Here is a 26943-nt window from a genome sequence, read left to right as displayed (position 1 = left end):
GTCAAATTCATAGCCGTTAATTAAAAAAATAGAAAAATATTGATGGAAAAGACACGAAAACGCCGTAATACAGGGCGAGTAACACTACAAGATGTTGCTAAGTATGCCGGTGTCGGTTCAATGACAGTCTCACGCGCATTGAGAACGCCAGAAATGGTATCGGATAAATTACGGGAAAAAATTGAACAAGCCATACAGGAATTGGGATATATTCCAAATGGTGCTGCTGGAGTACTCGCCTCTGGCCAAAGCAATATTATCGCGGTTCTTGTTCCATCATTGACAGATAAAGCCTGCGCCACATTTATACAATCATTACAACAGGTGCTAAATAAACATTCTTTCCAGGTTTTACTTGGATGTCATGAATATAACCGTAATAAAGAAGCTGAAATTATCATGACATTGCTGCAAAGTAATGCGGCGGCGCTGATTATCTTCGGTTCCCAATTGACAGATAAAGCCTACAACAACATTTCTCATATCAATATCCCGATTATCAATGTTGCAGGATCTCATCAACAACAGACGACTATCAATATAGAAATAGATTTTTCCGAAACTGCCTATACTCTGACTGAGTATATGCTTAACAAAGGTAGGAAGCATATTGGTTATATTGGTGCACAAATGGATAACCGTTTACAAAATCAGCAAATTAATGGCTGGAACAAAGCAATGCTACATCACTATCAGAATGCAGACCAAAATATCACTACCCCCGATGCTGCCAGTATGCAATTTGGTCGCCAGGCAATTACTGAGATGTTATTACGGCAACCTGAACTGGAAGGTGTTGTTTGCAGCCATGAAGTGATTGCCTTAGGAGTGATGTTTGAATGCCAACGTCGTCTACTAAAAATACCTACTGATCTGGCTGTCGCTTGTTTAGAAGGCTCAGATAATTGTGATCACACACAGCCAACACTGACATCCATCCGCATTGATTACCCCAAAATAGGCAAGGATACGGGAAAATTACTGGTAAGGTTACTCAATAAACAAGGTGAAGATGAGCCAGAATGTCAAAATAATCAACATCATCTGTTTTCGTATAAGTTTGAGCCCAGACAAAGCACTTAGCAGAGATGAAAACCTCAACCCCAGTAGCGGCACAAATTGTAATGAAAGCTTATAAAAACGCTAATTACTTAGCTACTGCCTAAATCTGGTGGCTTAAAAGGAAAACCGGCGCAATCTTCAACTCTATTTGCCATATCAGCGATTGTCGTTTCAGCAAGAGCTGTTTCCAGGACACAAGTAATGCGCGCAAACTCATTTTCCAACACTGGGGTAATATTGTGCCCAATATAACATTTAGGATTAGGTTTGGAACGATGCAACGTAAAATACAGCGGGTCTTCAACTGCACGATAAATATCTAGTAATGAAATTTGCTCCGGTGGCCGGGCCAGTAACGCACCGCCACCTTGACCCATTTGCGAATAGGTAAGTCCCGCATCTGCAAGAGCCCCTAAAAGCCGACGGACTACGGTCGGGTTAGTATTCACACTTCTTGCGATATCTTCAGAACGCACGGCTTGTCCATGATAAAGCGCAATATCAGTGAGAATATGAATAGCCACAGCAAAGCGGGTAGATGTTGGCACCGGGGTATCCTATATACCTAAGGATGTTATTGAGAAACGGCAGAAAACTGGAAAAAAGATTACATAATATGTAACTAATTTTGCCACATAATAAGTAGTGGAATTCGGAATGTCAACCTGTTCGATTAACACCCTTACTCCTTCAGCTCTGCCGTCACATACAATACCATCTAAATACATACTTCTATACAAGAGTGACCTTATATCCCATTAAGACTTCGTTACATTGATCTCCCTTTTTTTAAATTGCATGAGCACGATCAATCTGAAGCGTATCGGCGGTCTGCTGTAATTTTACTAGCTGTTCGCCCTGCACTGTCCATATATGAACGAAACGAGAAATAAATCGTTTGCCGTTCTTTACTTTCCCTAAATAATTACCTAAAACAATCACATGATCACCTGACTCGAAAAATTCAGAACTTTCTACAATAAATTCCTCAAAGTCATTAAAAAATGGAACAAAAAAGTTATTTAATACATCGTCAATTCCTTCATAAACTCCACCATGTAGAGCTCCTTCGGTAATATCCCAAATAATGTCATCCCCCATCAACTGGCGAACAATATTGATATCACCCATAGACTCGTAAAAACGACGAACAATAGATACATTTAATGAATCTGACATTAATAATTCTCCTTCAAATTATCCTGCTATGAAAAATGGCTGGCTCTTATAAAATAAAGCGAACCGGCCTGTATCTTGGGATGTTCAGTGAAAAAAGCCTTAACTAGCACCCCTAGAAAATGATGCGAGCATCTTTCATCTTAGGCAATATATTGCGAGTAAGATATCCCCTTACTTAGGTAAGCATGGGTATATATAGCAGTCATCACACATTTTTGGCGTTGTAAATATCATCTGGTCTAGACACTGAAATATCGATTTAAGCTGCCCTTTAAGGTATTTCGTTTATTTCTCCCAATGTTACCCCGGATTGAGCCATTACATTTGTCGCTAACCGGGTCAGTTCCTTTGCGGAATATTATGACAATAAAGGGATTGAGCAGAATTGATGAACCGGGCATCAAGCCCGGTGATAGAAAAATCAAATGTATACTTAATATCAATACTCTTTAGGATTAAAATTGTGTAGATATTTATAATTAGATAAGCGCAGGATAATCGGTATAGCCTACTGCCCCAGGAACCATAAATGTTTCTGGCTGTTGTTCATTAAATGGCGCTTCGGCTAAAAACCGGTAAGGTAAATCTGGGTTAGAAATAAATAATTGACCAAAACTCACCGCATCAGCTCTGCCATCAGCAAGAACTTGTTCCGCACTCTCTTTAGTCAGTTGCTCGTTAGCAATATAGGTTGACCCAAAGGTATTCTTTATTTCCTTACTGAGATCACCGTCAACAGCAGCATCCCGCGAGAAGATGAAAGCAATACCTCGTTTACCGAGTTCACGCGCGACGTACCCGAAAGTCGCAATAGGGTTGGAATCCTCCATAGAATAAATACCACCGCGTGGAGACAAATGCATACCAACACGTGATGCTCCCCAGACAGAAATACAAGCATCTGTTACTTCCAGCAATAACCGGGCACGATTTTCTACTGAGCCACCGTACTGATCCGTACGTATATTGGCGTTGTCTTGTAAGAATTGATCGAGCAAATACCCATTAGCGCCGTGTATTTCTACTCCGTCAAATCCCGCCGTTTTCGCATTTTCTGCTCCGCGTCTGAACGCTTCGACAATGCCGGGAATTTCATTAGACTCAAGCGCCCGTGGAACCACAAAGGGACGCTCTGGACGTAATAAGCTGACGTGACCATCAGCCGCAATCGCACTCGGGGCTACTGGTCGTTCCCCATTGAGGAAAACAGGGTCCGAAATCCGCCCTACATGCCAAAGCTGCATAAAGATACGCCCACCAGCGGCATGTACTGCATCCGTGACTAATCGCCAGCCTGCAACTTGTTCATCTGACCAAATACCAGGCGTATTAGCGTAGCCAACTCCCTGTGGAGTTACTGAAGTCGCCTCACTGATAATCAAACCAGCAGAAGCGCGCTGAGCATAGTATTCCGCCATCAGAGCATTGGGGATACGTTCTTCTCCTACTGCGCGGGTACGTGTCAAAGGAGCCATAATGATACGATTTGGCAAGTTGAGATCACCAATGCGAATTGGGTCAAAAAGTGTAGGCATATTTTTTCTCTCATATGGACTAAATAAATGCACTGCGTTGCAAATCATCAATACGTACATAACCAGGTAATACCGGAAGCAAGCAATGCCAGTTGGAGAATGTATCTATTCTCCAAACTTCAATAACGGCGGTGAACCGTCAATATGAATTAATGTAACTTACACAGTTACATTAAGCAAGAGGGATCTGATACCAGATGTCAGGATATCTGCAAGATTAATGCTATGACACAACAATGACTTTGTTTGAGAATGACATAGGGTGCCTGTCTGTTCATGGTTTATAACCCCAAAAGCTATGCTGTTCGCCAATATCGTTCTTTCCAAACTACCAGCCATCTGTGCAAACTTTTCGCTAACGCCATTAGAAAGGGCACAGTGAAGCCCGGTTTTATCTTTTTTAGTCACCCCCCTCAAAAATTGGTTATGATTATATACCCTATGGATTTCAAGATGCATCGCGGCGGCAAGGGAGCGAATCCCCGGGAGCATAGATAACTATGTGACTGGGGTGAGTGAGTGCAGCAAACAAAGAAGCAACTTGAAAGATAACGGGTATAAATAGCTTGCCTGATGCTGGCAGGCTGTTGGCCGATATGTAAAAAAATTGTTGCCCAGAGGATACATATATGAATTTATTAGATGGTTTACAAAAAAAACTGGACGGTTACTTTAATAAAACAAGTGAAATCAACTATGTAAAAATATTTGATACTCCCCAAATATGGGGGCTTCCTTTTGGAAAAGAGATAATGCCACAGGCTGTTAAAAGAGAAGAGGAATTTGAAGATGCTATTGTAAGCATTCTGGAAAACATGCGTTATCGCTGTGATATTTCCTCCTTAAATGCCCCGGATGCAGAGTGGAGAAAAGTTATCCTATCAGCCATTGATCGCGCATTTACAAAGAAAATAAACAGGAAGGACAGAACTCAGATAAGGTTCTTATTCGCTCAAACACCGACATCTTTGTTAAACGGGGTGGCTTCATACTTTGAAGGTACCCCTGAATATCTGGCATTGAAGAATGATATTATTAAATTAATTCAAGAAAGGAGAAATAATTGGGAGTGTATACCTGAAATATGGATTGGTCGGTTTTACAGGATAGTAGACGGACTTAAAATATCATTAGACAAGAAGCTGCTACCAGAGGAAATGATTCCAGAAGCTGATACCAGGATGACATGGAATCATACAAAAATTATCGCAGTTGATGGAATTGAGTCATTTGTCGGGGGCCATAATTTAAATATGGATCTTTTTAAAAATTACCCTCCAGTTCATGATGTTTCTGTTAAAGTTATAGGCGCGGCATCATTAGGCTCACAATTATTTTTAAATAACATGTGGGTGGCTGATACAGACCTCTTAACTAAAGAATTCTTTGATATAGATGAAAATAGATGGGTTAATGCAAATGGTATTGTGGGAAAACCGGAAGATCCATTTAAAAAAGAGCACATTACTGAATATGTAGATAGAAAGAAAGAAGAATGCCTAAAAAATCCACCTAAAGACCCAGAATATAAGAAAGCCAGCAGGATATTATCCGTAGGTAAATATTGGTCTGGGCCTGATATGCGAACGGATTATAAAAAAGGCTCTGAAATAATGAAAGAGTTTATAATAAAGAATGCAAAGAAAAAAATTCGCATGTCCCAACAGGATCTTGTCAGTGCATGGAAAAAACAATGGCGAGATCATCATGTGTGCCGATGGCTGATCGAAGCATTACTTTCCAACCCCGAGCTGGAAGTTCAAATTGTTGTATCGCCACTTGATGCAGCAGCAGGTGCTGCTGGTGATCAATATTCTTTTGGTTCTGGAGCCAAAAGAACGTTTGAAATATTTAAATACTATTTAACACATGATGAGCATACCGATGAGAAACTGGAAGATCCGGATGGAATCAGGCAAGCCGCACTGAAAAGAATAGAGGTTGCCCCTTTTTTCTATACAGACAAAGTACCTGAAGATCTTTTGATTGAAGGTACTACATACAAATGGCCAACCGCGGAGGAAAATTCTTATACTGCTACACTAAAAGAACCGTCTCTTTCTGAAAGACCTCCACAGATAGGTACTATAGGACGCCCATTCTGGTCGTTAATGAAAGCAGGTGGTCCTGAGCAGGTATATCCCAAAGTCCCCCCTGCTCCTGGGAATCATGCAAAAGTAACAATAATTGATGATGAACTATACGTGGTTGGTTCTGATAATCTCTATCCTGGGTATCTTTCGGAGTTCAACTATCTTATTGAGGGAGAAGAGGCGGTGAAAGCTTTCATAGAATCCTACTGGGAACCGTTGTGGAAATACTCAGGAACACATTCATTTAATTACAAAAATGTTTAATGTAAGTAACCAGTGTACTGATATATTCCCGCCAACTGCTGGCGGGAGTATAACTTGAAAAGCATTAAGGAGATGACTTTTCAGAGTAGAAAACCAAATTCAAAGTATTTTTCAGTAATAGCCAGCAGGACATTGAACCTGAGAAACCAGATACTGGCAACCAGATTGCCTCTGTGAAAGACACCATTTTCATTTTCAAATAATCTAGGTTTGAAGCCCGTTAAATTATTGACGATTAGATTTTGGCTATAGCCAGGTATTTTGTCATCTCATCATCGGGCACCATACCACCGCCAGTTGCCCAGACCAAATGCGTAGCCTGCTTCATCTTTTCTGCTGAAAGGTTCTTGGTATTTAGATAATTAGAGTTTCCACTAACACGAGCCGGCCCCGCCATTCCCGCCAACGCCGAAGGCTCTAACTGGATATCCTCATCACGATTAAGTAAACCCAACAGGTTATACATTTCCTGATCATTAATAGTGTAAAAGCCATCAAGCAAGCGCTCCATGGCTCGACCAACAAAACCGGAAGCCCTCCCTACCGCAAGGCCATCAGCAGCTGTGATATTATCGATACCGATGTCCTGTACACTGATATTGTCATGCAAACCGGTATATACCCCCAACAACATACATGGCGAATGGGTAGGTTCAGCAAAAATGCAGTGCACATGATCACCAAAAGCCAGTTTCAACCCAAATGCAACACCGCCGGGGCCACCACCAACCCCACATGGCAGATAAACGAATAATGGATGCTCTTCATCAACCACAATATTCATCTGCTCAAATTGTGCTTTGATCCGGCCACCTGCCACAGAATATCCCAGAAATAACGTCCTGGAGTTTTCATCATCAATAAAGAAACAGTTGGGATCAGATTCCGCTTCTTTACGCCCATGGGCTACAGCCATACCATAATCTTGTTGATGTTCTACTACATTGATCCCATGTGAACATAGCTTTTGCTTCTTCCACTCACGCGCATCGGCAGACATATGCACACTGACGTTGAAACCCAGTTTTGCACTTATGATGCCAATGGATAGCCCCAGATTACCGGTAGAGCCTACGGCAATGCTGTATTGGCTAAAAAACTGGCTGAATTCCTCTGAAAACAGTTTGCTGTAATCATCATTTTCAGAGAGTAAACCAGCTTGTAATGCTAATTTTTCCGCATGAGTTAATACTTCATAAATACCACCACGAGCTTTAATCGAACCGGAAATTGGCAAGTGACTATCTTTCTTCAGCAGAATTTTACCTTTTATATCAATATTATAATACTGTTCCAGTGTTTTCTGCATCGCGGGAATAGCCACTATCTCTGATTCAATAATGCCATTCGTAGCTTTTGTCTCCGGAAAAGCCTTACATAAATAAGACGCAAAACGCTTCAGGCGTACTTCAGCATCCCTGACATCATCAGCATCCAAACCTACAAAAGGTAATCCCTCTTTAAAGGTTGTATTGCAAGGGTTAAACCAGAAGATTTCCTCTAATTTCATTAAATTTTTTACTAATGGATATTCATTTAGTAATTGTTGAATCTCTGTACTTTTCATTTGTGTGTTAACCCAAGATTGGTGTTTCCCTGGTATATACCCTTCATCTTTCAAGCTGCTGCTTTGTTGGCTGCGTTCACTTACCCCAGTCACATCGTTATTTATGCTCCTGGGGAGGCGTTCACTTGCCGCCGCGCTGCAAATTGAAATCTATTGAGTATATAAAAAAATAATGCTTACTTTCTTAATTATTAAAATTTTTATTATATTCACTATGTTATGTTTACTACAATTTTCCTACAAAATATCACTTTTTATTTATTTTTTTATCTTCCCCTTATTTTGATTAGTATTTAATTTTCTTTTTATTTTAGCTATAAAAGCTGCCTATTTTCTAGGCTTCCCTGGTATTGACACACTCGCACTTCTTGTTCTTATCTTTCAACGACTGAAATATTATTCTTCCCATTATACAATGGTAGAAAGAAGAAACGTCCCAGCCAATGCAACAACAGATGCAATAAATGTTGCGGTTGTATAATATTTAAAAGTTTCACTGAGCGTTGTTCCGCAATATTGCTTAACCAGCCAGAACAGTGAATCAGTAACAATAGTACAGCCGATAGCACCAGAACCAATAGCTAAGGTAATGATTGCCGGGCTGATATCTGGATATAACGGTAGCATGGGTGAAACAATCGCTGTTGCTCCCACCATTGCTACGGTTGCTGAACCAACCGCCGCATGCAAGATAATGGCAACCAACCAAGACAAAAGAATTGGGTGCATATCCAGATTTGACAAAATAACGGCCAACGTATCACTAATCCCGCTTCCTTTCAGAATGCTATTAAATGCTCCGCCTGCGCCGATGATTAATAAGATATTGGCGATAGAGGCAAAACAATCTTCTGTTTTTGTCAACAGCATACTCATGCCCATATTTTGTTTAATACCTAAGGTGTAATAGGCAACAAATGCAGCAATAAACATAGCAGTAATAGGATTACCGATAAACTCCAACACTATGTAAGACATGGTGCCTTTTTCTATATTCAGTTCAGCAAACGTTTTAATCAGCATCAACCCAATTGGTAATAACACAGTAAACAATGTGATACCTAAAGAGGGTAAATCTTCTTCCCTGCGAACTTCAATATCAGAAAATTCATCAGGAACCGATTTGAAAGGCAGACGGCTACTGAGAAATCGCTGGAATAACGGACCACCGACCAAAGCCGCAAACAAACCGATTATGAGTCCATAAACAATCACCGAACCAATATCCGCGCCCAGTTTATTAGTAACAAATAATGCCGCTGGGTGTGGAGGCACAATACAATGAACCACCATCAATGCCGTACACAACGGAATCGCTAATTTCAACAATGACGTATTAGTTTTCCTGGCAATAGAAAACGCTAATGGGATCAACAGTACTACCCCTACTTCAACAAACAAGGTAATACCACAAATCAGACCAATCAGTACCATAATGATATCTGGTGAGAGCCATCGGCATTTTTGCAATGTGATACCAATACGCTCTGCTGCACCAGATATCTCCATCATCTTGCCCAGAATGGTTCCCAAACCAATGACTGCGGCCAAAAAACCCAACGTACTACCAATCCCCGCTTCAATGGCTTTCACCACATTGACGGGGTTCATTCCCATTAATACGCCAACATAAAAACTTGCCAGCAGTAACGCCAGAAAAGGGTGAATTTTTAATTTAATTATCGTAAATACAATTAACACAATACTTGTGAGTAACGTACCAATCACCCAAGGTTGTGAATCCACTTAATCATTCTCCACAGTTAACCTCTGTTCGTTACATGCGTTTTCACTATTGAATATGAATATTCAATTTTTGACAAATGATCAATACATAGCCATGCATGAACTCTGTTGAGTCAATTCAGTGATACCGATCAAAATTTTCACTTTATTTGCGACTTAAATCACTAAAACTATCTGAAATATACACCCTTGATGATACGGTTGTATTATCCCACTTCGATGAAAAAGAAACATTATAAATATGTACACAGATGATAATTTCATGGTTGTAAATAAGTTACTAAATGGAAGCCAGTTATCAAAGCTGCATACATTTGAGATAGCCGCTCGCCACTGCTCTTTCGTTCAGGCTGCTGATGAATTGGCTATTAGTGCCAGCGCTGTCAGCCATAGAATCAGTTCACTGGAACAAGAGTTGGGACTCAAACTTTTCCAACGTTTTCACAGAAAGCTTGAATTAACTTGTGAAGGAAAGCGTTTATTTTGGACAATTAAATCGACACTGGAACATCTGAATCAGGAAATTCTGGAAATAAAAAACCAAGAGTTATCAGGAAACCTGACTATCTACTCCCGTCCTACCTTTACCCAATGTTGGTTAGTTCCTAAATTGGCTGATTTTAACCAGCTCTATCCATCCATTAATCTGAACATCTTGGTTGGCAACGAAAATGTGAATTTCCGCGGTTATGGTATAGATCTAGCAATTTATTTTGATGATATTATGTCCGATGAATTATCCCATCAGTATTTGATGAGTGAATATATTACCCCGGTCTGTAGTCCACAATATGCCGAAAAATATAACCTGATGGGAAATACCGATAATTTGCAATACTGCACATTATTGCATGACAAACAAGCATGGAGCTACGATTCTGATACAAAAGAGTGGGATACCTGGACAGAACATTTTGGTATTACCCTGGACCCATCACAAAAATGTATAGTATTCGACCGTTCCGATTTAGCTGCGGTCGCCGCAATGCACCATGCTGGTATTGCCATGGGCAGAAAAAACATGATTGGGGAAAAAATTAAAAGCAAAGAATTAGTAGCCCCTTTTCCCAATACCGAGGTGCTATGTAAACAGTATTACTATACCTGTACCCTTCCTCAACAACAGAATGAGAAAGTCAATGCATTTGTCCAATGGTTGAAATCAATCATAGACGAATAAAAAATACCATCGGTCATTAAATAGGTACAACCATCCTTTTTTTCAAGTGGCGATAGCTAATCGCCATTATAATTTAAGTATTTACACCGCTTACTTTTAACCATAATCGTTAACTCTTCCCCAGACTATATTGAAATCCATAGGGTATAGATCCCAATATAGTTACTACGAAAAAGGCTGAACTCTGTTCCCTACAAAGCTCAGCCTTATCAATTTAAGTTTAACCCCTAGTGATTATATTGCAGTCATGTATTTACCTTTTCAAGAATATACGTTTTCAATTAGGTTATCAATATATCTATCAATATCCTCCCTTGTTGTCATTGGGTTTATAAACACCGCCTTCTCACCTGGGATATAAGAAAAATTTCCCTTTGAGTCATATTCAGAACGGGCAATAAATTCAACCCAATTGGTAAATAACCCAATTTTATCCCTATTGGTAAATATTCTTCGATGAAACTGATAATTACTTTGCATAAAATTCATAGCATCCTGAGAATCCATACATGTCAGCTCATACTCAAATGCTATATCAACATCAGTTATAATCTTAGGATTATAAATCTTAAATCCAACACTTGGCCCCTGATTCTCTGGCACAATAAGCTTAACATAGCCCAAATCTTGCAAACACCTCCTGAAATAGTTAGCATTTTGTAAACAATGCGCCAAAATAACTTGGTATCCTTTCTTTCCCATATAGGTTAAAGCAGAGACAGCACCAAAAATTCCTGCGGCTCCCCGAGTACATTCAATTGTTGATTGTAAATGCGTTTTCCCTTGCATATCATTCTCAAAATAAGAGAAATGCTGTGGCTCATTCTCCAATGCTTTTAGATCGGATTTATCTTTTATCATCACTAAGCTGGAAATATAAGGCACATATCCCCATTTATGAAAATCTATGGTAAATGAGTCGGTATATTTAATTTCCTGGAATTTGTCCCTATTACTCTTTATACCTTGTAAAGTGCTTTCATTTATTGACAGAGGGTTTGATTCAAAATCATAATCAGCAAAGAACAACATTGACCAGCCAATAGCTGCATCTGCATGAATATGCGGTTTAACTTTTATGCCATATTCTTCACATAAGCGATTACGTAAGTCATAAACTAGTTTTACCCTATCAACTGCAAACGTATCCGTCGTTCCCAATGTAAGCATAATTGTCGGAATCAAACAGTTAACGTTAAAACATGCGCGCATTTGGTGTTCCAAATGAGCCAAATCAATCTCATTAGAGGACGTAATCCTAATTCGTATCGTTTTATGTTTAATATTTACACCTAACAGGGATAAATTCGTCATATTTGAATAATGTCCTCCCTGTGAGTTAATAATACAATAATCATCACCGGAATCGAGACCGGTAAGCCGGGCATTTGGTAATGATTTTCTGATCCCTAAAAGATACCCATACAAATTACAAAAAGTTCCCCCTTGTGTGAAAATACCGGTTGCTTCCATAGGATCATAGCCAGCCAATGTTGCCATTTGCCTGACTGCCATTTTTTCTAATTTCTCAGCCATGCCCGCATACTCGCTATAAACCAAATTAGGGCTTACAAGCTGGGATAACATTGAACCATAAATAGCGGGATCACAAGGCATAGCAATAGCATTTTCGACAGCACCAGGATTTTCCCAGTCTTTTGACAATGCCACAGCAAAGAGCAACAGAGGATCAAGTCTGCCTCCCGGTTCACAATACGTTTCAGGTATATGTTGCTCGGTTTTTATCTTTTCTAACAGAAAACTACCCTCAGGATAGGCATCAACACGTTTCAACGGATGAAGATTCCGCCCCCTAAACTCAATAATTTTCTTCATCTCCTGTTCATGAAATATAGGCCACTTATTGGAATCTCGGCTAAAAAACCATTCGATAACCCGTTGGTATTCAATTTTAAAATTAGGTGAAAGCCCGTCCTCTGAGATAATATAATTTTTATTTTTCACGGTATTATTAACCTTTGCTTATTGTGTTATATGTGAATTTTTCGTTACCCAACAACAAAATTAGGAAGTGTCTTGTCATTCATTTCTCTGATTAATTGCAATAAAAATATAATAGGTATGTCATACAAATAAACAGTCTCTTATAATGTCAGCGATCACAAATTCAATGAAACATATGTATTTATGTAAAAACACCTCACCGCAATTACCCTAAAATAATAATTTATTATATAAATCATCATCTTGATATAATGTTTATTATTTTATTAATAGTAACCAATCTAATGTTAGATACAACAATTTAAATAAGACAAGTATTATATGAAAAATAATATATTACAATTAACTCATGTAAAATTAAATAGTTATATTTTATATGACGTAAAAATATTCAAATACCTTTAACTCATCAATCTTTAATTGTATCCAGGTGTATTCCGACCATTCACACTGAAATGTGCAAAAAAACAACTTACCTTTTTCACTTATCATAGTAAGCGCCAAAAATTTAATTTCACTAGTTACTATTGGAATAGAACGTAGAAACGCGGGTTCTTCTTAATATAAAAATGTGGAATCTTTAGTATGAATAATTATCGGTAAGCAAAGAAAGAAGAATCCCAAAGTTAACAATTAATCAATATTGCAACAACAAAGATATTATTTATACTAATAAAGCAAGATTACTCCATAAATATCTACAAAGAAGAAAATAGTAATAATAGTTAGCGAATCGTGTATAAGATCTAATTTTATAGAAAAACATATACTAATGATTTAAGTTGTGATATTTATTATACCCATTGGTGATAAAGCCATTTTAAACAGTTACAAAGTAGTTCATTACGAAATTATATAGAGTGTAATTAAATGCAAAAATTTTTACTAAGCTGTGGCATTATTTTTTCTGCGTGTGCAATAACCTTACCAGCTCAAGCTGAACAACATACCGCTTCTATCGGTTATGCCTATGTAAAGCCACAAGAAATTAAAGCACTAAACGGTGCAACAATAAGTTATCGATATGAACTGGATGATCAATGGGGACTGTTATCATCATTTACCTTTGCTAAAGGGGATGAAAAAGAGACAGAAGAATACTCTAAACTTGATGCTAAGTATTACTCTTTGATGGCGGGTCCGACTTATAGAATTAATGATTATGTTAGTCTATATAGCCAACTGGGGTTATCCAGAATGAATGTAAAATTCTCCGCCACCTATGCAAATGGGTACACTGAGAAAACAGAAGGAAACAATAATGCTTTGGGCTGGGGAGCGGGTTTAATTGTCAATCCGACAACCAACACATCCGTTACAGTTGGTTATGAAGGCAGCCGCTTTAATGCCAAAGAATATGGCGGGGAAGGCAAAATATCCACTAATGGCTTTAATGTAACCGTCGGCTACCGTTTCTAATTTAGCCAACAAAAAGATTATAGAATCATCAAGGCTAAATATTTTATATGATTTATAGCCTTGGTGATTTATTTAGAAATTTTTATTCAATTCTGCATATCAGCAAAATAAATTCATCGTTCCCCCCCAAAGAAAGTAACTCGAAATCGATTTAATATATTACGAATCTTTTATTGAGCAAAACCAGAACTAAACAAGGTTATTTTTATAAAATCAATTTAGGTGATGAAACTGAAGAATGACCTCCGGCTGTTCCTGAATACAGAGATTTGTAACTTACCCTATATAAAATTTTAATGTTAAGTATGCACCCTATTCGCCTTTATATATCTTTACTGGTACACAGTTGAAAGATGCAAGAAAATTTTCTTGAAGGTATATTCTAACAAGAATTGAATTATTTTTGTTGACCTTGCTGGTTATATAAACGAAGATGTCAAAATGAGTAACATTAAACTGATGTAAGGAGGGAATATGACATATAAAAAATATAATCCCAGTGCGGAAGGTTACATGGGGGATTTTTTAAGGGGTAATGTAGGTATTAATCAGTTAAAGCCACAACATGAATTCTTTGATGCCATAGGGTTAGAAAAAGTATTAAGTGATAATACCATATATATTGCCCTTCTCACTCCAGAAGAAGCGGTGAGTATCTTAGGTGATATCAATCCTTTTTCACCAACAAGACCAAGAATAAAATTAAATAATTACCATGAGAAGGTTTTTTCTGTTACCGATTCGATTTCACCTTTTGCCGGAAATATACATGATTTTTTTGCATTTGCCGCAATTGTCAAAGAGTTTAGAAATATAGGGATCACCGCAACAGAATATTTTGATAAAAATGGAAAATGTTATATAAAAATATCAGGTCATGCCGGTCTTAGACGTATTATTACAGGAACACGATACGGTGCTAACAATCCTAAAATGCTGTCAATGGGTATAGGGCAGCAAGGTCTTAATTCAAGTATCGTTAAAGGAGTTAAATTTTGCATTATCTTCTCTGTTATGTATCGAACAATTGAAGCTGTTTTTAAAGATGAATATACCCTAGCAGATTTCATTGGTAACATTACTGTTGATATGGCTAAAACCGCCATTATAGCAGCTACTTCTTGGGCCCTGGGTTCATTCGTGACTGCTACAGCTATTTTAGGTGGTAGTATTATTGCCGCTGCTGGAATCATTATTCTTGTTGGATTTGGGATTGCTATTGGTTTAGAAATTCTCGATGCAAAATATGGAATAAGTAAAAAATTAATAGAGTTAATCAAAGAAGAAGTGAAAAGAAAACCAAAGTCACCAGAAGGAAATTTACAGCATGTATTTAACCGGTTAGGTAAAATAAAGTGAATAATAAGCATGTAAAAATCTCATACGGAACAATATTATTGCTAATAGTTACACCTGTAATGTACTTAGTGAGTGACTGTATTTTTTCATTGATTTTAATGAAAGAAAAAATAATATTTTCTGGCGCTATTGTTATGTATTTCATTTCATTTCCTTTAATATTTTATGCTATATCAGGTTCTATTTTTTTCTTTATTTTTGATCGATTGCCTAAATTTAATAAGCCAATTATCAGATACTTAACTATGCTGATGATTGCATCATTTATCGTTAGCTTTCCTATCTCTTTTTATGTTGGTTATAAGTTAAAAAATGACGGCTATTTAGTGTGTGATAAAATCTCATGGATGTCGCCTACAACTTATGTCAAAGACATTAAACTATGTGAGTGAAAATTTTATAAATATTCTTCTCTCATGTTTTCACCTGTTTAGCTCTCATTATTTGAGGGCTTTTTATTATTTTTCAGGGTGTTAAATAGTGCTTGCTGTAAAAACCATTCACTGCAAAAACACCACGAAAGAATTACTTGATATTCTGAACTATGAAACCAGAAATAAAGCCTTATATTACTGGATCTTTGCTGCATTTATGCTGTTTATCTATTTTACTTTCGATGCTGTCTGTCTGATGTCATCATCATTATGGAGACATCCATTCTACCAAATAAGAGAATTGGGCTTAATTCTTAGATACTTACGATATAAATGTAACAGACAAGATTTACCTTATAATGACAAATCTATATATAATCTCTATTAATGCTCTTAAATACCACTCTTAGGTATCCTGGATTCAACTGGTGGGTTGTCGGGGGATCGAACCCCGGACCAATTGATTAAGAGTCAACTGCTCTGCCGACTGAGCTAACAACCCAATATGAACAATTATTATCCCATACACAGCTATCGTCAATATTATTTTATACCCGTTATCTTTCAAGTTGCCTCTTTGTTGGCTACACTCACTCACCCCGGTCACAGAGTTATCTATGCTCCCGGGGATTCGCTCCCTTGCCGTCGCGATCCTTCTTGAAATCCATTGGGTATAGCTATTTTTTTCTAAACGAATAATTCATATTCAATTTTAAGGGTACTAATGAGTTAATTTGTAACCAATTTGTTTTTAAAATGAAATCAAGCTGTCATTATTATAGTAATTTGTGTCACAATATTTTTCGCAAACACCGTCAATATAAGGCCACTTAAAGAGCCGTTACAATTTACCTAAGAAAATGAAAATATTGGATACTATATATTATGGCAGAAAATATACCCACTTCACTTTCCGCTAAAACCGGGGAAACGCAGTTACAACGCAATCTGAGCAACCGACATATACAACTTATTGCTATCGGGGGTGCTATTGGCACGGGGCTGTTTATGGGATCAGGGAAAACAATCTCCCTTGCCGGGCCATCGATTATATTCGTTTATATGATTATCGGTTTCATGTTGTTCTTCGTGATGCGCGCAATGGGCGAATTATTGCTCTCAAACCTGCAATATAAATCATTCAGTGATTTCTCCGCAGATTTACTGGGTCCTTGGGCAGGTTTTTTTGTTGGTTGGACTTATTGGTTCTGCTGGGTTATTACCGGTATCGCCGATGTGGTAGCCATTACCTCATATATCAGTTATTGGCAACCCGATTTTCCACAATGGGCCACTTCCCTACTCTGTGTTTCATTGTTACTGGCGCTCAATCTAGCAACCGTAAAATTATTCGGAGAAATGGAATTCTGGTTCGCTATGATAAAAATCGTTGCCATTATCGCTTTAATTGTGACAGGCGCTGTTCTGATCGGTATGCATTTTCAATCTCCAGCCGGCCATACTGCTTCACTGGCAAATATATGGAATGACGGAGGATTCTTTCCCACAGGATTAAGTGGATTTTTTGCCGGATTCCAAATAGCCATATTCGCTTTCGTGGGAATTGAGTTAGTAGGTACTGCTGCCGCAGAAACTAAGGACCCAGTGAAATCGCTTCCCAGAGCAATTAACGCCATTCCAATTCGTATTATCACCTTCTATGTGCTGGCACTCATGATTATTATGTCAGTCACCCCATGGCGTTCAATCATTGCAGACAAAAGTCCTTTTGTTGAGCTGTTTGTTCTGATTGGTTTACCTGCTGCTGCAAGTATCGTGAACTTTGTGGTATTGACTTCTGCCGCATCTTCAGCAAATAGCGGGGTTTTCTCCACCAGCCGTATGCTATTTGGGCTAGCAAAAGAAGGTGATGCACCACAGCAATTCAGCCGCCTTTCACGCCGTTCGGTGCCTGCATCAGGGTTAATTTTTACCTGTTTATGTTTATCCTGTGGTGTCGTGCTGATTTATTTAATTCCTGATGTTATGCATGTATTTACCCTGGTAACCACCGTTTCAGCCATTCTGTTCATGTTTATCTGGAGTATGATCCTATGTTCATATCTGGTTTACCGGAAACGTCGCCCTGCATTACATAAAGCTTCAATCTATAAAATGCCACTGGGTATTATGATGTCGTGGGTCTGTCTGGCATTTTTTGCATTTGTTCTGATATTACTCACTTTACGGGATGATACTCGCCAGGCATTAATCATCACACCTGTTTGGTTTCTGGTTTTAATTATTGGTTTTCAAATTGTAAAAAAACGTAGAACACGTTTGTACAGCTAACTTATTCAAGTTTTTAATACCTATATGACCTGTTGGAATAATACTCCACAGGTCTTTTTTATTGCTGCGATTTACTAAATTACCACTACACTTATTCTGCCGACTAAGAAAATCTTTCTTACAAAATAAGGTAATTTCACCTTGTTACATCAATAATATTGATGAATTAAAATGACAGGCTGCCGTTATTGTAAACTTCGCAGCCACTTTTTAACCCTGTTGGAGAAAGTAATATGACTAAAATTCTTGTACTTTATTATTCCATGTATGGGCATATTGAAACGCTGGCATCCGCAGTTGCAGAAGGCGCAAAAAAAGTCACTGACGTAGAAGTCACCATTAAACGCGTACCAGAAACTATCCCACCAGAAGCATTTACCAAAGCAGGTGGTAAAACAGATCAATCTGCTCCGGTTGCATCCATACAGGAGCTGGTTGATTATGATGCAATTATCATCGGCACCCCAACCCGCTTTGGTAATATGGCCGGCCAGATGAGGAACTTTTTAGACCAGACAGGCAGCTTGTGGGCCGAAGGTAAACTCCACGGCAAAGTCGCCAGCGTATTCACTTCCACAGGGGTTGGCGGTGGTCAGGAAATGACCATTACTTCAACCTGGACAACACTTGCCCACCACGGCTTTATTATCGTACCGATTGGTTATGGTATTCCTGAAATCGGGGATATTTCACAGTCGCAAGGGGGAACCCCTTATGGGGCCAGTACTTTCGCTGGCGGTGATGGTTCACGCTTCCCCAATGAAAACGAATTGAAAATCGCCCGTTATCAGGGGGAACATGTCGCTAAGATCACTAAAAAACTGAAAAACTAATTAGGGTGTGAAGGCATTTCGCCTTCACACTTTTTTACCTATTTCTATTCACTTAGCTTTGTATTGCGCCTCAGCATCAATAAAACGCTGTTGTGCTGCTCTGCTCGGCGCCTTGCCCAACAGACTCACAATCACAATTGCAATAGAAGCAAAGATAAAGCCAGGAATAATTTCATACAGCGCAAACCACTGGCACTTCATCCACACTAATACCGTGCCTGCTCCTACCAACATCCCTGCTAATGCGCCATTACGTGTCATACGTTTCCAAATAACAGAAATCAGTACAACCGGACCAAACGCAGCACCGAATCCAGCCCATGCATTACTAACCAGAGCCAATACTTTATTTTCAGGGTTAGTTGCTATCACCATCGCGATGACTGCCACCAGCAGCACCATTAAACGCCCCACCCACACCAACTCCTTCTGGCTAGCGGATTTACGGATAAAGGGCTTATAAAGATCTTCTGTCAATGCACTGGCGCACACCAACAGCTGACAGCTCAAAGTACTCATGACCGCCGCCAGAATAGCTGATAATAAAATACCTGCTATCCACGGATTAAACAGAATAACCGCCAATTCCATAAAGATACGCTCACGATTGGCAGCTACCGGGCCAGACAGGTCAGGACGCATTTCAAAATAAGCAATACCGAAGAAACCAACCGCAATAGTTCCTGCCAGACATAACACCATCCAAGTCATACTGATACGACGAGCCTTACGGATAGTGTGATGGGAATCCGCCGCCATAAAACGCGCCAGGATATGTGGCTGACCAAAATAACCTAATCCCCAACCTAACAACGAGATAATGGCAATAAAGTTCAACCCCTTAAACATATCCAGATACGCTGGGCTTTTTGCTTCTATCAGAGCAAGAGAAATATCAATGCCACCGACAGAGAAAATAACAATAACCGGGGTCAAGATAAGCGCGAAAATCATTAACGAAGCCTGGACCGTATCTGTCCAACTCACCGCCAGGAAGCCACCAAGAAAAGTGTAAGCAATCGTTGCTGCTGCACCAAGCCACATGGCTTTTTGATAACTGATACCAAAAGTGCTTTCAAATAACAAACCTCCGGCAACAGCGCCAGAAGCACAATAGATGGTGAAGAAAATCAAAATAACAAGTGCAGAAATAATGCGCAGAATCTTGCTGCTATCTTCAAAACGACTGGTGAAATAGTCCGGCAATGTCAAGGCATTGTTATTGACTTCTGTCTGAATCCGTAGCCTGCCAGCAACTAATTTCCAGTTAAGGTAAGCACCTAAAGAAAGACCAATGGCTATCCAGCTTTCTGAAATACCAGCGAAATAAACAACGCCAGGTAAGCCCATCAATAGCCAACCACTCATATCCGAAGCACCGGCAGACAAAGCCGTTACCACGCTACCTAATCGCCTTCCCCCCAAGATATAATCATCAAAATTTTTGGTCGAGCGATAAGCTAAAAAGCCTATCAACAACATCCCAGTAATATAGACAATAAAGGTGATTAGCATTGGTGTATTTACTGTCATGCAGGTTCTCCATAGTTTATCTGTGTTTGCAAAGCCGCAGTTCTCCTGGGCACACAGAGTTTTCCCTGTCAGGTTCAGGAACGTTGTACCTGATTGCACCTAAAGATGATTTATAATTCTAAATTGAAATAATTTTTTTTGTAACCAATTAAAAAGTTACAATGAATCCTAGATTAGCACCAGGTAATTTAACAACTAATTAACGCCATTTTTTACAAGAAACGTTTGCTGAATCACATTTATTTGATTTAAAGGTTATGCTTTTTAACCATTTCACGATTCCACCCCAGTGTTAGCCATAAAATGATAAGCCAATATATATCAATTAGATAAAGTCACAATAACAAATATACCCGTCTAATTATAATAAATGGATTAATTTCACAAAAACAAAACAAGCAATTTGCATAAGGTTGCACAAAGTTGCAACATATCAGATATTATCATGCAAATTAGATAAACCTTACCTATTAAAGGAGCGAGGATGGGTAGTACAACAATGGGCGTGAAGCTTGATGAGGCAACTCGTGATCGCATTAAAGCTGCGGCACAACGGATTGACCGCACTCCACACTGGCTGATTAAACAAGCTATTTTTAATTACCTTGAACGTCTTGAAAATGACGAGCAGATTACTGAGTTATCTGCCAGCCAAGATCTTGCAGAGAAAATAACTGGAGAAGAAACTGCAATAGTAGATTCCTCTCATCAACCTTTCCTCGACTTCGCCGAGCATATCCTGCCTCAATCAGTAAAACGTTCTGCAATCACTGCGGCCTATCGTCTGCCAGAAACACAGGCAGTTCCAATGCTGCTGCAACAGGCGCAATTACCGGAAGATCAGGCACAAGCAACGCATAAGCTGGCTTACAGCATTGCAGAAAAATTGCGTAACCAGAAAAACAGCGTTGGACGCTCAGGTTTAGTTCAAGGGCTGTTGCAGGAATTTTCACTTTCATCTCAGGAAGGTGTTGCCCTGATGTGTCTTGCGGAAGCCCTGCTTCGTATTCCTGACAAAGCCACCCGTGACGCGCTGATCCGCGATAAAATCAGTAATGGCAACTGGCATTCTCATTTGGGCCAAAGTTCATCTATGTTTGTCAATGCAGCAACATGGGGGCTGCTATTTACCGGAAAACTGGTTTCTACCCATAACGAAGCTAAACTTTCTAATTCACTGAATCGTATTATCAGTAAAAGTGGTGAACCATTAGTCCGTAAAGGCGTAGATATGGCAATGCGCCTGATGGGTGAACAGTTTGTGACAGGTGAAACTATTGCTCAAGCGCTGGCAAGTGCACGTAAATTGGAAGAAAAAGGATTCCGCTATTCCTATGACATGCTGGGTGAAGCCGCTTTAACTGAGAAAGATGCTCAGGATTATATGGTTTCCTACCAACAGGCGATTCATGCTATCGGTAAGGCATCTAATGGCCGCGGTATTTATGAAGGTCCTGGGATTTCCATTAAGCTTTCTGCTCTACATCCGCGTTATAGCCGTGCTCAATATGAGCGAGTAATGGACGAACTGTATCCACGTCTGCTTTCACTGACATTACAAGCACGTCAATATGATATTGGTATCAATATTGATGCAGAAGAAGCGGATCGTCTGGAAATCTCTCTCGATTTGCTGGAAAAACTCTGCTTTGAGCCACAACTGGCTGGCTGGAATGGCATTGGTTTCGTTATTCAGGCTTATCAGAAACGCTGCCCATTTGTTATTGACGCGATAATTGATTTGGCACAGCGCAGCCGTCGCCGCCTGATGGTGAGACTGGTAAAAGGCGCTTATTGGGATAGCGAAATTAAGCGTGCTCAAATAGATGGACTGGAAGGCTATCCAGTTTACACCCGTAAAGTTTATACCGATGTTTCTTATCTGGCTTGTGCCCGCAAACTATTGTCAGTGCCAAATCTGATTTACCCCCAGTTCGCTACCCACAATGCTCATACTTTATCTGCTGTTTATCATATGGCCGGCCAAAACTATTACCCTGGTCAATATGAGTTCCAGTGCTTACATGGCATGGGAGAACCACTATACGAACAAGTGGTCGGGAAAATCGTTAATGGCAAATTAAACCGCCCATGTCGCATTTATGCGCCAGTAGGCACTCATGAAACGCTGCTGGCCTATCTCGTCCGTCGTCTGCTGGAAAATGGTGCTAACACTTCCTTCGTCAACCGTATCGCCGATACCACACTACCACTGGATGAACTGGTTGCTGATCCAGTGAAAAAAGTTCAGAAGCTGGCTGAAACCGAAGGCCAAATCGGTCTTCCACATCCGAAAATCTCTCTGCCTCAAAACTTATATGGCAAAGATCGCGCAAACTCAGCGGGTTTGGATCTTTCCAACGAGCATCGTTTAGCTTCTCTTTCCAGTGCCTTACTCAGTTCTGCTACCGAAGAACGGTATAGCGAACCATTACTGGGCGGTAATTATTACCATCAAGGTGAGTTACCCGTAGCTAAACCGGTCATTAATCCGGCTGAGCCTCTGGATATCGTTGGTCATGTTCGTGAAACAACCGAGCAGGAAGTTGGTCATGCTCTGGATGTCGCAACAGAGGCTGGAGCAATCTGGTTTGCGACTCCACCATCAGAACGAGCAGCAATTCTGATTCGTGCTGCTGAATTGATGGAAAACCAGATGCAATCGCTGTTGGGTATTCTGGCTCGAGAAGCAGGCAAAACCTTTAATAATGCGATTGCGGAAGTACGCGAAGCCGTCGATTTCCTCCATTATTATGCTGGGCAAGTTCGCCATGATTTCGCTAATGATACCCACCGTCCACTGGGACCTGTTGTATGTATCAGTCCATGGAACTTCCCATTGGCTATTTTCACTGGACAGATAGCTGCTGCACTGGCTGCCGGAAACAGTGTCTTAGCAAAACCTGCGGAACAGACCCCATTAATTGCAGCACTTGCAGTCAAAATACTACATCAAGCAGGTATTCCCCATGGCGTATTGCAATTATTACCTGGCCGAGGTGAAACCGTTGGTTCTCTTCTGGTTGGTGATGAAAGGGTACGCGGTGTGATGTTTACTGGCTCCACTGAAGTTGCTGGTCTGTTACAACGCAATATTGCCGGACGACTTGATGCGCAAGGACGACCAACACCTCTCATTGCCGAGACCGGTGGCCTGAATGCAATGATTGTTGACTCTTCTGCTCTCACAGAACAAGTTGTTACTGATGTCGTCGCCTCTGCTTTTGACAGTGCAGGTCAACGTTGCTCTGCCTTACGCATCCTTTGTATTCAGGAAGATGTGGCAGAACGAACTATTACTATGCTGAAAGGGGCAATGTCTGAATGCCTGATGGGTAATCCTGAACGTCTTTCTACCGATATCGGACCAGTCATTGATGCTGATGCCAAAGCCGGTATCGATCGCCATATTCAGGCAATGCGCACCAAAGGGCGCACGATTTACCAAGCAGCATACAGCAATACGGTTGACAGTAAAGAGTGGGAACAAGGCACCTTTGTTAAACCAACGCTAATTGAACTAGAAAGCTTTGATGAACTGAAAAAAGAGATCTTCGGCCCCGTTCTACATGTTGTCCGTTTTAAACGTAGTGAACTGGAGAAATTGCTGGCTCAGATTAACGATTCTAACTATGGCCTGACACTAGGTGTACATACTCGTATTGATGAAACGATTGCACAGGTTACAGCGAAAGCGAAAGTAGGTAACCTATATGTTAACCGCAATATGGTAGGTGCTGTTGTTGGTGTACAACCGTTTGGTGGTGAAGGCTTATCCGGTACAGGCCCGAAAGCGGGTGGTCCGCTCTATTTATATCGTTTACTCTCTTGCCGCCCTCAGAATGCAATTAATCAAACGCTGGAACGTCAAGATGCTGAATATCCACTGGATGCCAATGCTCGTTCGATACTTATGGCTCCATTTGATGCATTGACGGAATGGGCTACCAATCAGCACAACAAAGAGCTGAATCAACTGGTTCAACAGTACAAACTACTCGCACAAGGTGGCACAACTCGCCTGTTACCTGGGCCTACCGGTGAACGCAATACTTACACCCTGTTACCTCGTGGTCAGGTATTGTGTCTGGCGGATAATCAGCAAGATACCTTGATCCAACTGGCAGCAACATTGTCTGTTGGCTGTCAATTACTCTGGCAAAATGATGAAATGCACCAGCAACTATTCCGTCAATTGCCGAATAACGTCCGTAAAGCAATCAATCTGGTTCAGGACTGGCAGAGTGAAGACACGGCATTCGACGCTGTCATTTACCACGGCGACTCTGATCAACTCCGTCAAGTCTGCGAACAAATCGCTCAACGTAAAGGACCCATCATCTCCGTACAAGGTTTTGCCCGCGGAGAAACTAACCTATTGTTAGAACGTCTGCTACATGAACATTCGCTGAGCATTAACACTGCCGCTGCAGGGGGCAATGCCAGCTTGATGACTATCGGGTAATTCCTAAAATAATTAGGGGAACACATCGAAAATGTGTTCCCCTGAAATTGGTGATCTCTTTACTGTTATATTTCCAGCTTAGTGACCGCCCTGCTGCCAACTCAAATACTGCTCATACTTACGCAAGGCAATGTTGTAGTTACTGAATGCCGACTGTGATAGTTTCTCACTCAGTTTTTCCTGGATTTTCTCTGTTGTGAACTCTTTTACAGGGTAATTGCTTGAAGTGAGCAATTCATCCAAACGTCGTAAGCGAACCACATACTCACGAATAGTACTGTGGCTCATTTCAGTTTGTTCAAACAAGTATTGTTTGAAAGACATGATGTCAAAATAATCTGTCTCGCTGTTGCAATAAATCTCACTGCAAAAACGGCATAATGCGACAAATTTATCTTGCAACTCATCCCAAGTTTTATCATCAATCAACTCCGTCATCTCAGAGATCGACTCTTTATTGATCACTTGGCCATTAAAAACCAAAGAGATGCGATCAAGAGCTTTGTGACAATGCAAGCAATGAGTTTGACTATGTTTGTAGTCTTTAATGTAACGGCTAAGCGGCCGTTTCTTTTGTGTTGTAACAGACATAAGAGATAAAGCCCTGTGTGTAGTCTTAAACAAAAAACAAATAAGCAAAAAGTTACTTTTCCGGATTTAAGCGAGCCCGCAGACGTTTAATCGCCTGACTGTGTAACTGACTTATGCGGGACTCCCCGACTTCAAGTACTGCGCCAATCTCTTTCAGATTAAGTTCTTCCTGATAATACAGCGTCAGAACCATTTTTTCTCGCTCGGGTAACGAATCAATGGCATCAATTACCCGTTGACGAACATCACTTTCCAACAATTGTTGTAAGGGATTAGTTTCATGCCCTTCTTCAATGACAGGTTCACAGCTTTCACCATGCATTTCATGCCATTCGTCATAAGAAAACAACTGACTGTTATTCGTATCTAACAGTATCTGCCGATATTCTACCAGATCAATCTTTAATTCTTTAGCAACTTCCTGCTCACTGGCTGGACGGCCTAAGTCTTGCTCAAGTTTACGGATGGTTTGCGTCACTTCGCGCGCATTACGTCGCACGCTACGCGGAGCCCAATCACGGCTCCTTAACTCATCCAACATTGCACCTCTGATACGTTGTACCGCATAAGTGGTAAACGCGGTTCCCTGTAAGGAATCAAAACGTTCCACCGCATTTAGTAAGCCGATTCCCCCGGCCTGAAGCAAATCATCCAGCTCCACACACGCAGGTAACCTAACTTGTAGCCTTAACGCTTCATGGCGAACTAATGGTACATAGCGCTTCCAGAGGCTGTTTTTGTCCATCACGCCTTCGGCGGTATACAAATCGCTCACAACAACAGACACCTTTGGAATAAGAGACTAACTACCATTATCCAATCCCCTAACAAGGGCAATCGTTTGAACAATGTAGTAAAAGCACTTCTTTTTCACCTATGCGAAATTTATTGTCCGCCTAATAATAACACAAATTTTAGGCTGTTCACGATAAACGACTAAAAAAGAAGGACCGGCGAGCCGATCCTTGATTTATTTGGATTTTTACGTGAATCAGGTTCACATATTGCCCTAACGGAACGATTAGCGCAGCAGAGACAATACAGTCTGAGGAACTTGGTTAGCCTGAGCCAGAACCGCAGTACCAGCCTGTTGCAGGATTTGACCACGGCTCATGTTAGATACTTCGGTTGCGTAGTCAGCATCTTCGATACGGCTACGAGCAGAACTTAGGTTGTTAACGGTGTTGTTCAGGTTGTTAACGGTAGATTCCAGACGGTTCTGGATAGCACCCAGAGAGCTGCGCAGGCTGTCAACTTGTGCCAAAGCGCTGTCCAAAGTTTCCAGAGGATCTTTTGATGTTTCTGGTTTGATTTCATCCTTTGCAGTGACTTTACCAGTAGTAGCGTTGACTTCAGCTTTATAATACTTTGTATTACCTGAATCATCTTTACCTTCTAATACATATTCATTAGGCTTCACAGCGCCTTTATCATCAAGCGCTGCATAGACTTTATGACCAGATAGATTTTTACCAGTAACAGAAGC

Annotated in this window: 18 protein-coding genes, 1 tRNA gene and 1 pseudogene; 9 read left to right on the top strand and 11 right to left on the bottom strand. The window is 40.3% G+C overall.

Annotated features, from left to right (window positions below; translation table 11 throughout):
• The first annotated feature begins 42 nt into the window (after nucleotides 1-42).
• Nucleotides 43-1083, top strand: coding sequence for a LacI family DNA-binding transcriptional regulator (locus C5469_RS12455; protein ID WP_166306847.1), 1041 nt, complete (start codon nucleotides 43-45; stop codon nucleotides 1081-1083).
• A 68-nt stretch (nucleotides 1084-1151) separates the two neighbouring features.
• Here the strand turns inward: C5469_RS12455 and C5469_RS12450 are convergent, their stop codons facing one another.
• From C5469_RS12450 to C5469_RS12440, 3 genes are all read right to left on the bottom strand, one after another.
• The gene (locus tag C5469_RS12450; RefSeq protein ID WP_166306844.1) at nucleotides 1152-1610 is read right to left on the bottom strand and encodes an Rrf2 family transcriptional regulator; all 459 of its coding nucleotides are present in this window, start codon (nucleotides 1608-1610) and stop codon (nucleotides 1152-1154) included.
• 241 nt (nucleotides 1611-1851) lie between these two features.
• A complete protein-coding gene (locus C5469_RS12445) occupies nucleotides 1852-2241 on the bottom strand; it encodes a nuclear transport factor 2 family protein (RefSeq protein WP_166306841.1) in 390 nt (129 codons plus the stop codon).
• 479 nt (nucleotides 2242-2720) lie between these two features.
• Nucleotides 2721-3776 carry an alkene reductase gene (locus C5469_RS12440; RefSeq protein WP_166306838.1) on the bottom strand — a complete coding sequence of 352 codons (1056 nt, stop codon included), beginning with the start codon at nucleotides 3774-3776 and terminating at the stop codon, nucleotides 2721-2723.
• Nucleotides 3777-4405: 629 nt separating this feature from the next.
• Between C5469_RS12440 and C5469_RS12435 the strand changes: the two genes are divergently transcribed.
• Nucleotides 4406-6133 (top strand): phospholipase D-like domain-containing protein, encoded by a 1728-nt coding sequence (locus C5469_RS12435; protein WP_166306835.1) that lies wholly within the window; start codon nucleotides 4406-4408, stop codon nucleotides 6131-6133.
• Between the two features lie 235 nt (nucleotides 6134-6368).
• Here the strand turns inward: C5469_RS12435 and C5469_RS12430 are convergent, their stop codons facing one another.
• Both C5469_RS12430 and dsdX read right to left on the bottom strand, forming a co-directional pair.
• Complete coding sequence (locus C5469_RS12430; protein ID WP_166307060.1) at nucleotides 6369-7700, bottom strand: D-serine ammonia-lyase; 1332 nt, start codon at nucleotides 7698-7700, stop codon at nucleotides 6369-6371.
• Between the two features lie 408 nt (nucleotides 7701-8108).
• Nucleotides 8109-9446, bottom strand: a complete 1338-nt coding sequence (gene dsdX, locus C5469_RS12425) for a D-serine transporter DsdX (RefSeq protein WP_166306832.1) — start codon at nucleotides 9444-9446, stop codon at nucleotides 8109-8111.
• A gap of 241 nt (nucleotides 9447-9687) precedes the next feature.
• On the opposite strand from dsdX, the gene dsdC reads away from it, so the two are divergent.
• Nucleotides 9688-10626, top strand: coding sequence for a DNA-binding transcriptional regulator DsdC (gene dsdC / locus C5469_RS12420; protein ID WP_166306829.1), 939 nt, complete (start codon nucleotides 9688-9690; stop codon nucleotides 10624-10626).
• Between the two features lie 261 nt (nucleotides 10627-10887).
• Here dsdC and C5469_RS12415 read toward each other — a convergent pair whose 3' ends face one another.
• A complete protein-coding gene (locus C5469_RS12415) occupies nucleotides 10888-12591 on the bottom strand; it encodes a pyridoxal phosphate-dependent decarboxylase family protein (RefSeq protein WP_339414269.1) in 1704 nt (567 codons plus the stop codon).
• Between the two features lie 870 nt (nucleotides 12592-13461).
• On the opposite strand from C5469_RS12415, the gene C5469_RS12410 reads away from it, so the two are divergent.
• The 3 genes from C5469_RS12410 to C5469_RS12400 all read left to right on the top strand — a co-directional run bounded on the left by C5469_RS12410 (nucleotide 13462) and on the right by C5469_RS12400 (nucleotide 15761).
• Nucleotides 13462-14010, top strand: a complete 549-nt coding sequence (locus tag C5469_RS12410) for an Ail/Lom family outer membrane beta-barrel protein (RefSeq protein WP_166306826.1) — start codon at nucleotides 13462-13464, stop codon at nucleotides 14008-14010.
• Nucleotides 14011-14484: 474 nt separating this feature from the next.
• Entirely contained in the window at nucleotides 14485-15369 is an 885-nt protein-coding gene (locus C5469_RS12405) for a hypothetical protein (RefSeq protein WP_166306823.1), read from the top strand.
• Nucleotides 15366-15761 carry a DUF1240 domain-containing protein gene (locus tag C5469_RS12400; RefSeq protein ID WP_339414266.1) on the top strand — a complete coding sequence of 132 codons (396 nt, stop codon included), beginning with the start codon at nucleotides 15366-15368 and terminating at the stop codon, nucleotides 15759-15761. The genes C5469_RS12405 and C5469_RS12400 overlap by 4 nt, the downstream gene beginning before the upstream one ends.
• A gap of 408 nt (nucleotides 15762-16169) precedes the next feature.
• Here the strand turns inward: C5469_RS12400 and C5469_RS12395 are convergent.
• Nucleotides 16170-16245: transfer RNA gene (locus C5469_RS12395), tRNA-Lys, on the bottom strand.
• A 383-nt stretch (nucleotides 16246-16628) separates the two neighbouring features.
• On the opposite strand from C5469_RS12395, the gene cycA reads away from it, so the two are divergent.
• Nucleotides 16629-18035, top strand: a complete 1407-nt coding sequence (gene cycA / locus C5469_RS12390) for a D-serine/D-alanine/glycine transporter (RefSeq protein ID WP_166306820.1) — start codon at nucleotides 16629-16631, stop codon at nucleotides 18033-18035.
• Nucleotides 18036-18268: 233 nt separating this feature from the next.
• Nucleotides 18269-18868, top strand: a complete 600-nt coding sequence (wrbA, locus tag C5469_RS12385) for an NAD(P)H:quinone oxidoreductase (protein ID WP_166306817.1) — start codon at nucleotides 18269-18271, stop codon at nucleotides 18866-18868.
• 48 nt (nucleotides 18869-18916) lie between these two features.
• Here the strand turns inward: wrbA and putP are convergent, their stop codons facing one another.
• Nucleotides 18917-20401 (bottom strand): sodium/proline symporter PutP, encoded by a 1485-nt coding sequence (gene putP / locus C5469_RS12380; protein ID WP_166306815.1) that lies wholly within the window; start codon nucleotides 20399-20401, stop codon nucleotides 18917-18919.
• Between the two features lie 484 nt (nucleotides 20402-20885).
• Here putP and putA point away from each other — a divergent pair, with 484 nt between their 5' ends.
• Nucleotides 20886-24866, top strand: coding sequence for a trifunctional transcriptional regulator/proline dehydrogenase/L-glutamate gamma-semialdehyde dehydrogenase (gene putA / locus C5469_RS12375; RefSeq protein ID WP_166306812.1), 3981 nt, complete (start codon nucleotides 20886-20888; stop codon nucleotides 24864-24866).
• 78 nt (nucleotides 24867-24944) lie between these two features.
• On the opposite strand, the gene fliZ is transcribed toward putA, so the two are convergent.
• The 3 genes and pseudogenes from fliZ to C5469_RS24480 all read right to left on the bottom strand — a co-directional run.
• Nucleotides 24945-25457 carry a flagella biosynthesis regulatory protein FliZ gene (gene fliZ / locus C5469_RS12370; RefSeq protein ID WP_054478161.1) on the bottom strand — a complete coding sequence of 171 codons (513 nt, stop codon included), beginning with the start codon at nucleotides 25455-25457 and terminating at the stop codon, nucleotides 24945-24947.
• Between the two features lie 52 nt (nucleotides 25458-25509).
• Nucleotides 25510-26232: an RNA polymerase sigma factor FliA gene (locus tag C5469_RS12365; RefSeq protein ID WP_036771487.1), complete on the bottom strand. Its 723-nt coding sequence runs from the start codon at nucleotides 26230-26232 to the stop codon at nucleotides 25510-25512.
• Nucleotides 26233-26478: 246 nt separating this feature from the next.
• Nucleotides 26479-26745, bottom strand: a pseudogene (locus C5469_RS24480) (flagellin); the annotation flags it as partial.
• Between the last annotated feature and the right edge of the window lie 198 nt (nucleotides 26746-26943).

The organism is Photorhabdus cinerea (assembly GCF_011189575.1).
Classification (GTDB): domain Bacteria; phylum Pseudomonadota; class Gammaproteobacteria; order Enterobacterales; family Enterobacteriaceae; genus Photorhabdus; species Photorhabdus cinerea.
Note: the sequence above shows the minus strand (reverse complement) of the source record. Positions and strands in the feature narration are given on the sequence as shown.